Genomic DNA, 12011 nt, shown 5'->3' with positions numbered 1-12011 from the left:
CCCTGTAGTTCAATGAAATCGGTAGGCCCGGCAACCATAGCGGCGGCCGCCGGGCGGTGCAAAGTGGTCAGTCGAACAGTGTGCTGATGCGTCGGGCGGCGGCTTCCGGGTTGGGTGCGGCGCTGATGCCCTGGATCACGGCGACCAGGTCTGCTCCAGCCGCGACCACTTCCGCCGCGTTGTCCGGGGTGATGCCGCCGATGCCACAGATCGGGAGGTCCAGGGCCGCGCGCGCCTGGCGGATCAGCTCCGGCCCGGCGAAGGCGGCCTCTGGCTTGGTCGGGGAGGCGAACATGGTGCCGAAGGCGACATAGCTCGCACCGGCCCGGGCGGCAGCTTCGGCGCGTGCCAGTTCGTTGTAGCAGGAGACCCCGATGACTGCGTCCGGCCCCAGGAGCGTGCGGGCCGCGGTCGGGTCCGGATCGTCGCGGCCCAGATGCACGCCATCGGCCTGAATACGCGCGGCCAGCTCGGTGTCGTCGTTGATGATGCAGCGCGCACCGTGCGTGTGGGCAAGGGCGACCAGCTCGCGGGCGATCGCCTCGCGCGCGTCGCCCGCGAGTTGCTTGTCGCGGAACTGGATCAGGCTGGCGCCGCCGCGCAGCGCGGCTGTGGCATGGGCGAGGTGGGTCGCGCGCGGGTCCGCGCCCTCCGGTACCGCAGGGGTGATGAAGTAAAGCCCGCGCAGGGGCGCTCGGCTGTCAGTCGTCATGCGGGCACAGGCGGTTGGGGATGTGCTGGCCGTGACCGGGGGCGTAGCCACGGGCGATGGCATCGTTCATGAAGGCCTGGGCCTCGATTACGGCTGGCTCGATATCGCGGCCACGGGCGAGGAAGGCGGCGATCGCCGCGGCCAGGGTGCAGCCGGAGCCGTGGAAGCCGGCCGGGTGGCGTGGCAGCTCGAACGGGCGCACGTGGTCGTCCTCGCGGTAGAGGCGATTGATGATCGGGTCTTGTTCGGTGCCCTCGTGCCCGCCGGTGACCAGCACGTTGCGCGCGCCGAGTTGGCGCAGCTGGTGGCCCCACTGCGCGGGGTCCTCGCTGCGGGCCAGGCGCGCGGCCTCCGGGCCGTTCGGGGTGATCAGCGTGGCCCGCGGCAGCAGGGCCTCGCGCGTGGCGTCGACCACCGCCTCGGTGGCCAGCGCCCCGCCACCGCCGGCGACCATCACGGGGTCCAGTACCACCGGGATGTGCGGATGAGCGCCGAGCAGCGCAGAGACGACGGTCACGTTCTCCACCGAGCCCAGCATGCCGATCTTGATCGCCGCGACCTCGAGATCGGCGAGCGTGACCTCGATCTGGCCGCGCAGCTGCTCCGGCGGGAGCACGGTGAAGTCCACCACGTTGCGGGTGTCCTGCACGGTGATCGCGGTCACCGCCGTGGCCCCGTGTACGCCGAGGCGGGTGAAGGTGGTCAGGTCGGCCTGCAGACCCGCGCCGCCACCGGGGTCGGAGCCGGCAATGGTCAGCGCGATCGGGGGATGATTCATGAATGGGGGCTCCCGTGCTAAGGTTGCGCGCGCCCCGGCACCCCCGGGGCGTTCCTGTTCCGAATCCCGGGAGTGTACGCAGCATGAGCCACGAGTTCGAAGTCGAGTCCATCCGTCCCCTGGTCGCCGCCGCGAAGGCCGGCGGTACGCTGAATGCGGAGGTCGACCAGGCCCTGGCCGCGCTGGAGCAGGAGATCAACCGGATCGCCGCCGAGCTGCAGGTGGAGCACGTGGGTCCCGGGGTGGGCATGGCGGACATGAATGCCCAGCATGTCTATCGCCTGGTGATCCGCCAGCACGAGATCGACGTGACGCGGCATGAGTGGAGCCTGTGGGTCTGCGATGCGCTCGACAACTGCGACTTCCGCGCGACCTGGCCGGTCACCGGCGCCGGGCGTCTGCGCCGCAAGCAGGTGACGGCCGTGGTGCCGGAGCTGGTGACCGGCTACCGCGATGCGGTCGTGGCCGCCGGCAAGGGTGATACCCCGGCCGGCCAGCGCCTGGCGCAGATCGCGGCGGTCTTTGAGTAACGCGGATCGCTCTACGCGCCAGGCGGCGTCAGCACTGTAAAGGTCAAGGGCGGTTGCACCACGAAGCGCACGAAGGCTCGAAGAAAATCCTTTTGTTGCAAGCCTTGCTGGCGCCGAATGGCTTGGTTCCAGCCTACGGGTCATCCTGAACAATCATCCCGAACCCCCCCCTGTCTTTCTTCGTGATCTCTGTGCCCTCCGTGGTGAAAACGCCCTTGACCTTGCCTTTCTTCGTGCCTTCGTGGGCTTCGTGGTGCAATCAACTCACCCGAGCCAGTGGCTCGGGTGTCGCCTTAAGCCGTGGTGTCGCGCAGCGAGATGACCGGCCAGCCCTTGTTGCGGGCATGTTCCGCGAGGGTGGGGTCCGGATCCACGGCCACCGGGCGGCCGACCTGCTCCAGTAGGGGGATGTCGTTGCGTGAGTCGCTGTAGAAGCTGGCCTGCGTGATGGTGCCCTCGGGATCCGGGTGATCGGCGAGGTGCTGGCGCAGGCGCTCGATCTTGCCCTCCTGAAAGCAGGGCACGCCGGTCAGTTCGCCGGTGAACTCCCCGTCCTCGCGTTCCTCCGCCAGGGTGGCGATCAGGTGGTCCACGCCGAGGAGGTCGGCAATCGGCTGGGTCACGAACTGGTTGGTCGCGGTGATGATGACCAGCTCGTCTCCGGCCTCGCGGTGCTTGTCCAGCAGACGCTGGGCGCCGGGGGCGATCATCGGCCGGATCAGCGTCTCGATGAACTGCTCGCGCCATTGTTCCAGCTGCGCGCGCGGGTGCTCGGCCAGCGGGCTGAACGCGAAGCGGCAGAACTCGTGGATATCGAGCACGCCCGCGACATACTCCTGGTAGAAGCGGTCATTGGTCTCGGCGTGGCAGGTCGGGTGCACGGCGCCTACCTCGGCCAGGAACTGGTTCCAGGCGTGATCGCTGTCGCCGGCAAGAAGGGTGTTGTCGAGGTCGAACAGGGCCAGGGCCATGAGGTGATTCTCGGGTTGGCATGAGTCGGGCGAAAGTGTACCGGCGGGCGTGGCAGCCTGCAGCCTCGCATCCCCTGTCGGGCCGGCACCGGAGGCCGGGTAGGGGCTTTGCCGCCAGGGCGTCGGCTGTGGAACAATGCCAGTAATAGAAAAGCGTCTGGCTGATGCAAGTGATTGATTGTGACGGGTATCGCGCAAACGTAGGCATCATCCTGTGCAACGCGGAAAGACAGCTGTTCTGGGGCAAGCGGGTCGGTCAGGAGGCCTGGCAATTCCCCCAGGGGGGCGTGCACGCGGAAGAAACGCCGGAAGAGGCGATGTACCGCGAGTTGCGCGAGGAGACCGGCCTGTTCCCCCGGCACGTCGAGGTGCTGGGCGCTACCCGCCATTGGTTGCGCTATCGCCTGCCGGAGCGCATGGTCCGGCGTCATCAGCGCCCGGTCTGTATCGGCCAGAAGCAGCGCTGGTTCCTGTTGCGCATGGTCGGAGACGAGAACGACGTGGTGCTGGATGCGATGGAAACCCCGGAATTCGATGACTGGCGCTGGATCGACTACTGGCGCCCGGCGCGCGAGGTCGTGCACTTCAAGCGCCAGGTCTACCGCCGGGCGCTGTGCGAACTGGTGCCGCTGATGTTCCCCGAGCTGGATCAGGGGCGCGCCCGCGGTTCCGATAGCCGCACCCCGGAACCCTCGCTGAACCGCCCGTCGGTGTCGTCGCGTTGACGGTCCCGAAGCAGCCCTCGATGCTCGAGGTCCTGCGCCGCGTGGTGCAGGAGGTCAATGGTGCGGCCGATTTCTTCGAAGCACTGCACATCATCGTCACGCGGGTGAAGGCGGCGCTGGAGATCGATGTCTGCTCGATTTACCTGAAGTCGCCACAGTCCGGGCGCCTGGTGCTGATGGCCTCGGAAGGTCTGCGTTCGGAATCGGTGGGGCAGGTCGAGATGGACCCGTCGGAAGGCCTGGTCGGTCTGGTCGCCTCGCGCGCCGAGCCGGTCAACCTCGACAGCGCCCAGGATCACCCGCGCTTTCGCTACTTCCCGGAGACCGGCGAGGAGCACTTCCTCGCGTTCCTGGGCGTGCCGATCATCCATCAGCGCAGCCTGCTGGGCGTGCTGGTGGTGCAGCAGCACCAGGCGCGCAAGTTCGATGACGAACACGTCTCCTTCCTGATCACCCTGGCCGCGCAGCTGGCCGGGGCGATCGCCTACGCCGAGTTCAACGACGAGATCTCCTCCGAGACCCCGCTGATCGGTCATGTGAACGTCGAGGCCACCGGCATCGCCGGCTCGCCCGGCGTAGCCATCGGGCGCGCCGTGGTGGCCTACCGGCTGGCCGATCTCGATTCCATCCCGGATCGCGAGAGTGCCGGGGTGGACGGCGAGCTGGAGCACTTCAAGCAGGCGGTCGCGGAGACGCGCACCGAGATCGAGGACCTGAAGCAGCGTATGGGCGAGGCCCTGGGGCCGGACGAGCAGGTGCTGTTCGATGCCTACCTGATGCTGCTGGGGTCCGACTCGCTGGTGCACAAGACCGAGGCGCGCATCCGCAACGGCCAGTGGGCGCCCGCCGCGCTGCGCGACACGGTGCGCGAGAGCGTGCGGGTGTTCGAGGACATGGAGGACCCGTACCTGCGTGAGCGCGCGGCCGACGTGCGGGACCTCGGTCGGCGCGTGCTGTCGCATCTGCTGCCGGCGGATCGCAGCCAGGACGAATTTCCCGAGGGCGGCATCCTGGTCGGGGACGACCTGACCGCGTCGCACCTGGCGGAGGTGCCGATCGAGCGGCTGGGGGCGATGGTCTCGGCCAAGGGGACCGGTTCCTCGCATATCGCGATCCTCGCGCGCGCGCTGAACATCCCGGCGGTCATGGGGGTGTCCGAGCTCCCTGTGGGCCGGCTGGAGGGGCGCGAGATCCTGGTCGACGGCTATCGCGGCCGGCTGTTCGTGAACCCCAACGCCGAGTTGCGCGCGGAGTTCGAGCGTCTGGTGCGCGAGGAGCGCGAGCTGGCGGAGGACCTGCGTGCGCTGGCCAAGGACGCGGCCGAGACCCGGGACGGGGTCGCCGTGCCGGTGCTGGCGAACTCCGGGCTGCTGGCGGATATCAAGCCGTCGCTGGAATCCGGGGCCGAGGGGGTGGGGCTGTACCGCACCGAGGTCCCGTTCATGATCCGCGACCGCTTCCCCGGCGAGGAGGAGCAGGTCCAGCTGTACGAGCAGGTGCTCGCCTCCTTCGATCCCATGCCGGTGACCCTGCGGACCCTGGATATCGGCGGCGACAAGGCCCTGCCGTACTTCCCGGTCAAGGAGGACAACCCGTTCCTCGGCTGGCGCGGCATCCGCATCTCGCTGGACCACCCGGAGATCTTCCTGACCCAACTGCGGGCGATGCTCAAGGCGAGCCGGTCGCACGACAACCTGCAGATCCTGTTCCCGATGATCTCGGCGCTGGACGAGCTGAAGGGGTCGATGAGCCTGCTCAACCGGGCGCGTGAGGAACTGCTGGACGAGGGCTTCCGCATCCCGATGCCGCGGATCGGCGTCATGGTGGAGGTGCCGGCGGCGGTCTACATGTCGGAGATGCTCGCCCGGCGGGTGGATTTTCTTTCGGTGGGCACCAATGACCTGGTCCAGTACCTGCTGGCGGTGGATCGCAACAACGCCCGCGTGGCGCACCTCTACGACACCCTGCACCCGGCCTGTATCCACGCGCTGGAGACGATCACCGAGGGCTCCCACCGGGCCGGCAAGCCGGTCAGCGTGTGCGGGGAGATGGCGGCCGACCCGGCCGCGGTGATCCTGCTGCTGGGGATGGGGATCGACAGCCTGAGCGTCAGCGTTTCCTCGATCCCGCGGGTGAAATGGGTGATCCGCAGCTTCTCCACCGACCGCGCCGAGGCGCTGCTGGCGCAATGCCGGCTGCTGGAGAACGCCGACCAGATCCGCTCGCTGCTCAATAACGCCCTGGTCCAGGCGGGGCTGGGCGGCCTGGTGCGCGCCGGCAAGACCTGACGCCGGGAGTCCGTGTTCCGGCGCCCGCGGTTGTCCGGGGGACCCGCTATCCGTTGCGGCTGGTCCGCCACAGCGCGATCAGCGCGCTCAGCAGGAAGATCCCGAGCACCACCCCGATGGCGATCAGGGCGTCGGGGATCGAGCGGTTGATCACCAACACCACCGCGCCCACCAGGATGGGGACCGGCACCTCGTTGAACCAGCGATACCAGGTGTGATCGCGACGGTTCAGGTCGTCGCGGAAGTCGCGCACGATCTTGCCGCACCAGACGTGATAGGCGACCAGGATCGCGATCAGGGTCAGCTTGAAGTGCATCCACGGCTCGGCCAGGTAGAACGAGCGATCCACCAGCATGGCCACGCCGAAGGCAATGGTGATCAGGGCGCCGGGGGTCATGATCCCGTAGAACAGCTTGCGCTCCATGATCTTGAAGCGCTCGTGGCCCAGGGCGTCCTCGGTCATCGCGTGATAGACGAACAGGCGGGGCAGATAGAACAGCCCGGCGAACCAGGTGACCATGAAGATCACGTGCAGGCTGAGGAACCAGTTGTACGCTTGCATGGAGGTCCTTCTCGTCGGGCGGTGCCGGGCTTACGAGAGCCAGCGTTCCAGGTGGCGTTCGATCTGTTCGAAGTCCGGGTCGCCCAGCTTCTGATAGACGATGCGGCCATTCGGCGAGATCAGGAAGGTGGTCGGCGTAAGGCGTACGCCGCCGTAGGCCTGGGAAAAGGCATCGTCGCTGTCGTGGATGACCTTGTAGGGCATCCCGCGATCCTCGCGCATGGCCTCCACGCGGTTGATCGGGTCGTAGGACAGCGCGACCGCGAGCAGCTCGAATCCCTTGTCCGCGTAGGTCTCGTGCAGGTGGATCAGTTCCGGGATCTCGCGAATGCAGGAGGGACAGTTGGTGGCCCAGAACGAGATCATCACCGGCCGTCCCTCGTAGTCCTCCAGCGACACCTGTTCGCCATCCAGTGTGGTGGCGGCGAAGGCGGGCGCCGGGCGCATGCCGTCGTCGGTCAGCCAGATGGTCGCGGCAATGGCGACCAGCGCGATGATGAAGATGCCTCCGAAGATGGCCTTGCGGTCGATCCTGACTTTGCTCATGAGGTGTGATCCGTTGATCGAATAGCCTGCAAATGTGGACTGGCAGGGCGGGCGTGCGTTCCGTGGCCCCGGCCAAGGCGGTATCATGCCGCAGCATGACGAATGCAACCAACAGCAAACCCATCCGCATCGGGGTTGTCGGTGCCACCGGCTATACCGGTGTGGAATTGCTGCGCCTGCTGGCGCGGCACCCGGCGGCCGATCTGCAGGTGGTGACCTCGCGGGGCGAGGCGGGCACGCCCGTGGCCGAACTGTTCCCGAGCCTGCGTGGCGCGGTCGACGCGGTGTTTCAGGCGCCGGATGAGGCGACCCTGGGCGAGTGCGACGTGGTCTTTTTCGCGACCCCGCACGGGGTGGCCCACGCGCTGGCCGCGCCCCTGCTGGAGCGGGGCACGCGCATCATCGATCTGTCGGCGGATTTCCGCATCCGCGATCCCGATCTGTGGGCGCAGTGGTACGGGCAGGCCCATGGCGCGCCCGAGTATCTGGGCGAGGCCGTGTACGGCCTGCCCGAGCTGAACCGGACGCTCATCCGCGATGCCCGCCTGATCGCGGTGCCGGGCTGTTATCCGACGGCCGTGACGCTTGCGGTTCTGCCCCTGCTGGAGGCCGGCCTGATCGATCCGGCGGACGTGATCGCGGATGCCAAGAGCGGTGTCAGCGGGGCTGGGCGCAAGGCGCAGATCGGCGGGTTGTTCGCCGAGGTGCAGGAGGACTTTCGTGCCTACGCCAGCGGCGGGCACCGGCACTGGCCGGAGATCCATCAGACGCTGAGCGGGGTGGCCGGGCAGTCCGTGGGGCTGATCTTCCAGCCGCATCTGGTGCCCATGACGCGCGGGATTCACGCGACCCTCTATCTGCGCCCGCTGGCGGCGGACGCGGACTGGCAGGCCTGTTTCGAGCAGCGCTACCGCGACGAGCCGTTTGTCGACGTGCTGTCGCCCGGGGCCCATCCGCAGACTTCCAGTGTGCGCGGCACCAATGTCTGTCGGGTGGCGCTGGTGCAGCCGCCGCATTCCGGTCGGCTGATGGTGCTTTCGGTGATCGACAACCTGGTGAAGGGCGCGGCCGGGCAGGCCGTGCAGAACATGAACCTGATGTTTGGCCAGCCGGAAACCGCAGGCCTGGACGCGCTGCCGGTCTTCCCCTGATGCCGGGTCTGGCCGCATGAGTATTCCGGTGCCGCGTCTGCCCCGGCGGCCGCGGATCCCGGCTCGGCGGCGGGCGTCCGGACGGCGCCGCGGAACGTGGTGGGCCGGCCTGCTGGCAATCGCGCTGGTCCTGGCTGCGGTCGCCGGGGGACTGGGCTGGCTGGCCAGCGAGCGACACGACGGGACGGCGGGTGTGGAACCGCAGGCAGGGATCGACGCCCTGCGGGCGGACCTGGAGCGGGAGGTCGCCGCGCGCCAGACCGCCGAGGAGGCGCTGCGCCGCGCCGAGCAGCACCTGTCAATCAAGGAGGCCGAGCTGGCGGCCTATGCCGGTGACATCGAGCGCCAGGAGAAAGAACTGCAGACGTTGCGCGACGAACTGGCGTTTTATCAGCGTCTCGCGGAAGGCTCGGGCGAGGACGGTCTGGGCATCCGGGCCCTCCGGTTGCAGCCGACCGGGCAGTCCGGTGTGTTCGATGTCAGCTTTCAGCTTTACCGTCCGGGGCTGGGCCGCTCGGTGGATCTGCGCTGGTCGCTGGAGGTGGACGGCCTCGCGGCGGACGCGGAAGAGCCGAGCACCCTGGATGCCGAGGCGCTGGGGCTGGATTCCGGGCGTACGCTGGAAGAGCTGCGGTTGCTGCGGCATCAGCGCGTCCGGATCCGGCTGCCGGAGGGCTTCGAGCCGCGACACCTGACGTTGCGCGCGAGCGCCGAAGATGACGAGGAACTGGATCCGGTTTCCGAACGGGCCGACTGGGATCGCCTGCTGGAGGGCATGCAATGATGGGACGCAAGAAGGGCCGCCGGGCGGGCAAGGTGGACACGCTGGTTGGGCGCAATACGGTGATCCATGGCGATGTCGAGTTCGGGGGCGGGTTGCACATCGAGGGTCGCGTGATCGGCGATATCCGGGCCACCACCGATCCTTCCGCCGTTCTGGTGGTGGCGGACGGGGGCGTGGTCGAGGGCCATATCGCGGTCCCGCACCTGCTGATGAACGGAGAGGTGCAGGGCGATGTCCATGTTGGCGAGCATGTGGAACTCGGCGAGACGGCCCGTCTGGTGGGCAATCTCTACTACACCATGCTGCAGATGGCGGAAGGCGCGCAGATCGACGGCCTGCTCAAGCGGGTGGATCACCCGCTCCAGGGTGAACTGGAGGGGCCCGGCGAGACCCAGGCCCTGACCAATCCCACGGAAGGTGGGCATTCTTGACTCTGGGGCTCAGTCTTCCGTAGCGTGAATGAAAATGATTATTACAGGAGGCCCCGAATGTCCGAGCCCATGACGTCCGAAGCGGAGATGGACATCGAAATCCCCAGCCCGCTGATCTTTACCGATGCCGCGGCCACCAAGGTGAAGGGGCTGATCGAGGAAGAGAACAACGACAACCTGAAGCTGCGCGTATTCGTCAGCGGCGGCGGTTGCTCCGGCTTCCAGTACGGCTTCACCTTTGACGAAACCGTGGGTGATGGCGACACCGTGGTCGAGAATGGCGGGGTGACCCTGCTGATCGATCCGATGAGCTTCCAGTATCTGGCCGGCGCCGAGATCGACTACACCGAGGGCCTGGAGGGCGCGCAGTTCGTCATCCGCAACCCGAACGCCACCACGACCTGCGGCTGCGGCTCCAGCTTCTCGGTCTGAAGCCGACCGCAAGCGACTCAGGCGAAGGCCCGATCCGGTGGATCGGGCCTTTTTTGTTACCGCCCCTGGTCCGCGGGGTCGGTGGGGCGGGCGTGGCCGGGGATGATGCAGCCGAGTACCCGCGGCCCACGTGCACCGGTTACCTCGGGAAGATTGCCGGGCTCCCCCGCAAGGGTGCGGGCCGCCAGCCACGCAAATGCGGCGCCTTCCACCTGTTGCGGAGGGATGCCATGGCGTTCGGTGGACTCCACGCGGGTATCGGGCAGAGCCTGCGCCAGGCGCTGCATCAGGTAGCGGTTGTGCGCGCCGCCGCCACACACCAGCAGGCGGGCGGGCGGCTGCGGATCCAGATGCGTCAGGGCGCGGCGTACGCCTTCCACCGTCAGTTCGGCCAGGGTGGCCTGGAGGTCCTCGGGCCGGAGCTGGTCGAGGCGGTCACCCGCGACATGGCGCAGCCACGCGGGGGAAAAGTACTCGGGTCCCGTGCTCTTGGGCGGGGGGCGCCGGAAGAACGGGTCCTCCAGCAGTCGGGCCAGTAGCTCGGGGTCGGGTGTTCCGCTGCGTGCCCAGTCACCATCCCGGTCGAACGGGGTCGAGTGGTGGCGCCGGTTCCAGTCGTCCATCAGGGTATTGGCGGGTCCGCAGTCGAAGCCGATCACGGGTGCCCCGGGTGGCAGCCAGGTGACGTTGGCGATGCCTCCGAGGTTCAGCACCGCGCGCGTCTCGTCCGGTGCGCCGAACTGCATCGCATGAAAGCCGCAGGCCAGCGGGGCACCCTCGCCCCCGGCGGCGATGTCGCGCGGGCGAAACTGGGCCACGGTGTCGATCCCTGTGGCCTCCGCAATACGGAACGGATCTCCGATCTGCCAGGTGAAGGGCGGTTCGGCGTCCGGGGCGTGGTGAACGGTCTGTCCGTGACTGCCGATCGCGCGAATAGCGCCGGGTGCCAGGCCGGTCTGGTCGAGCAGGGTCTGGACCGCGCGGGCGAACAGCATCCCCAGACGTGCGTCCAGCATCCCGAGGTGCCGGTATTGCAGGGCCTCGCTGGTGGCGGCGGTCGCCAGTTCCAGGGCCAGGTCGTCGGGGTAGTCCAGCTGGCAGTGATCCACGACGGTGACGGCCCCGTCCTCGCGGATCTCGGTGAGGACGGCGTCCACGCCGTCCCGGCTGGTGCCGGACATCAATCCGATAAAGCGTTGTGTCATGCGCGTGTTCCTTAGGCCGTGTTGGACCCATTCTGGACCACGGCCGTGTTTCGCGTCTGTCCGGGCCTCGCGGTATCCTTGCGCGCGTCCGGCCCGCCCGGCCGGTTCTCCGATCTCGAACAAGGGGCGACATGGAACTCGAAGACCAGCTGGCCGTGATTCGTCGCGGCGCCGATGAAATCCTGCTCGAGGACGATCTCGTCGAGCGTCTCAAGACGGGCCGCCCCTTGCGGATCAAGGCGGGATTCGACCCCACCGCCCCGGACTTGCACCTGGGCCATACGGTGCTGATCAACAAGCTGCGCCAGCTGCAGGATCTGGGGCACCATATCCTGTTCCTGATCGGCGATTTCACCGGCCGCATTGGCGATCCCTCGGGCAAGAACGCCACGCGCCCGCCGCTGTCCAGCGAGGATATCGAGCGCAATGCCGCGACCTATCGCGAGCAGGTGTTCCGCATCCTCGATCCCGAGCGTACGGAGGTCGTATTCAATTCCACCTGGATGGAACCGCTGGGCGCCGCAGGCATGGTCCAGCTTGCCTCGCGCCAGACCGTGGCGCGCATGCTCGAGCGCGACGACTTCCACAAGCGCTACACCGAACACCAGCCGATCGCGATCCACGAGTTCCTGTACCCCCTCATCCAGGGCTACGACTCCGTGGCGTTGAAGGCGGACATGGAGCTCGGGGGGACTGACCAGAAGTTCAATCTCCTGGTGGGCCGCGAACTGCAGAAGCAGGAAGGGCAGCCACCCCAGGTCATCCTCACCATGCCGATCCTGGAGGGACTCGACGGCGTCCAGAAGATGAGCAAGTCCCTGAACAACTATATCGGCGTCCAGGATTCTCCTGACGACATGTTCGGCAAGCTGATGTCGATCTCCGATGACCTGATG

Annotated in this window: 14 protein-coding genes (1 of these 14 only partly in view); 8 read left to right on the top strand and 6 right to left on the bottom strand. The window is 67.7% G+C overall.

Annotation, left to right across the window (positions count from 1 at the left end; genetic code table 11):
• Nucleotides 1-67 precede the first annotated feature (67 nt).
• Both thiE and thiD read right to left on the bottom strand, forming a co-directional pair.
• Nucleotides 68-712: a thiamine phosphate synthase gene (thiE, locus tag D107_RS0103910; protein ID WP_018880822.1), complete on the bottom strand. Its 645-nt coding sequence runs from the start codon at nucleotides 710-712 to the stop codon at nucleotides 68-70.
• A complete protein-coding gene (thiD, locus tag D107_RS0103905) occupies nucleotides 702-1490 on the bottom strand; it encodes a bifunctional hydroxymethylpyrimidine kinase/phosphomethylpyrimidine kinase (RefSeq protein ID WP_018876058.1) in 789 nt (262 codons plus the stop codon). The genes thiE and thiD overlap by 11 nt, the downstream gene beginning before the upstream one ends.
• Nucleotides 1491-1573: 83 nt before the next feature.
• Between thiD and D107_RS0103900 the strand changes: the two genes are divergently transcribed.
• Nucleotides 1574-2020 carry a hypothetical protein gene (locus tag D107_RS0103900; RefSeq protein WP_018880821.1) on the top strand — a complete coding sequence of 149 codons (447 nt, stop codon included), beginning with the start codon at nucleotides 1574-1576 and terminating at the stop codon, nucleotides 2018-2020.
• A 293-nt stretch (nucleotides 2021-2313) separates the two neighbouring features.
• Here D107_RS0103900 and D107_RS0103890 read toward each other — a convergent pair whose 3' ends face one another.
• On the bottom strand, nucleotides 2314-2991 hold the full coding sequence (locus D107_RS0103890) for an HAD family phosphatase (RefSeq protein WP_018880819.1): 678 nt from the start codon (nucleotides 2989-2991) through the stop codon (nucleotides 2314-2316).
• Nucleotides 2992-3155: 164 nt separating this feature from the next.
• On the opposite strand from D107_RS0103890, the gene D107_RS0103885 reads away from it, so the two are divergent.
• Together D107_RS0103885 and ptsP are read left to right on the top strand one after the other, a co-directional pair.
• Complete coding sequence (locus D107_RS0103885; RefSeq protein WP_018865822.1) at nucleotides 3156-3716, top strand: RNA pyrophosphohydrolase; 561 nt, start codon at nucleotides 3156-3158, stop codon at nucleotides 3714-3716.
• Between the two features lie 20 nt (nucleotides 3717-3736).
• A complete protein-coding gene (gene ptsP, locus D107_RS0103880; protein WP_018865821.1) occupies nucleotides 3737-6004 on the top strand; it encodes a phosphoenolpyruvate--protein phosphotransferase in 2268 nt (755 codons plus the stop codon).
• Between the two features lie 46 nt (nucleotides 6005-6050).
• On the opposite strand, the gene D107_RS0103875 is transcribed toward ptsP, so the two are convergent.
• Both D107_RS0103875 and D107_RS0103870 read right to left on the bottom strand, forming a co-directional pair.
• Complete coding sequence (locus D107_RS0103875) at nucleotides 6051-6566, bottom strand: CopD family protein (RefSeq protein WP_018865820.1); 516 nt, start codon at nucleotides 6564-6566, stop codon at nucleotides 6051-6053.
• A 30-nt stretch (nucleotides 6567-6596) separates the two neighbouring features.
• Nucleotides 6597-7112 (bottom strand): peroxiredoxin, encoded by a 516-nt coding sequence (locus D107_RS0103870; protein ID WP_018865819.1) that lies wholly within the window; start codon nucleotides 7110-7112, stop codon nucleotides 6597-6599.
• Between the two features lie 95 nt (nucleotides 7113-7207).
• On the opposite strand from D107_RS0103870, the gene argC reads away from it, so the two are divergent.
• From argC to erpA, 4 genes are read left to right on the top strand one after another with little or no spacing between them, the layout of a single operon-like run.
• Nucleotides 7208-8263 (top strand): N-acetyl-gamma-glutamyl-phosphate reductase, encoded by a 1056-nt coding sequence (gene argC, locus D107_RS0103865; protein ID WP_018880818.1) that lies wholly within the window; start codon nucleotides 7208-7210, stop codon nucleotides 8261-8263.
• Between the two features lie 28 nt (nucleotides 8264-8291).
• Complete coding sequence (locus tag D107_RS0103860) at nucleotides 8292-9047, top strand: DUF6776 family protein (RefSeq protein WP_018880817.1); 756 nt, start codon at nucleotides 8292-8294, stop codon at nucleotides 9045-9047.
• On the top strand, nucleotides 9044-9478 hold the full coding sequence (locus tag D107_RS0103855) for a polymer-forming cytoskeletal protein (protein WP_018876065.1): 435 nt from the start codon (nucleotides 9044-9046) through the stop codon (nucleotides 9476-9478). The genes D107_RS0103860 and D107_RS0103855 overlap by 4 nt, the downstream gene beginning before the upstream one ends.
• A gap of 57 nt (nucleotides 9479-9535) precedes the next feature.
• Nucleotides 9536-9910 (top strand): iron-sulfur cluster insertion protein ErpA, encoded by a 375-nt coding sequence (gene erpA / locus D107_RS0103850; protein WP_018865815.1) that lies wholly within the window; start codon nucleotides 9536-9538, stop codon nucleotides 9908-9910.
• 56 nt (nucleotides 9911-9966) lie between these two features.
• On the opposite strand, the gene D107_RS0103845 is transcribed toward erpA, so the two are convergent.
• Complete coding sequence (locus tag D107_RS0103845) at nucleotides 9967-11115, bottom strand: anhydro-N-acetylmuramic acid kinase (protein ID WP_018880816.1); 1149 nt, start codon at nucleotides 11113-11115, stop codon at nucleotides 9967-9969.
• A gap of 131 nt (nucleotides 11116-11246) precedes the next feature.
• Between D107_RS0103845 and tyrS the strand changes: the two genes are divergently transcribed.
• A protein-coding gene (gene tyrS / locus D107_RS0103840) for a tyrosine--tRNA ligase (RefSeq protein WP_018880815.1) crosses the window boundary here: on the top strand, nucleotides 11247-12011 show its 5' portion. The gene runs 450 nt beyond the window's last position; the window shows 765 of its 1215 coding nt (coding positions 1-765); the start codon lies at nucleotides 11247-11249; its stop codon lies off the right edge, out of view.

It is taken from the genome of Thioalkalivibrio sp. ALE30 (assembly GCF_000377465.1).
Lineage (GTDB): Bacteria > Pseudomonadota > Gammaproteobacteria > Ectothiorhodospirales > Ectothiorhodospiraceae > Thioalkalivibrio.
This window is presented reverse-complemented; position numbering and strand designations above follow the sequence as displayed.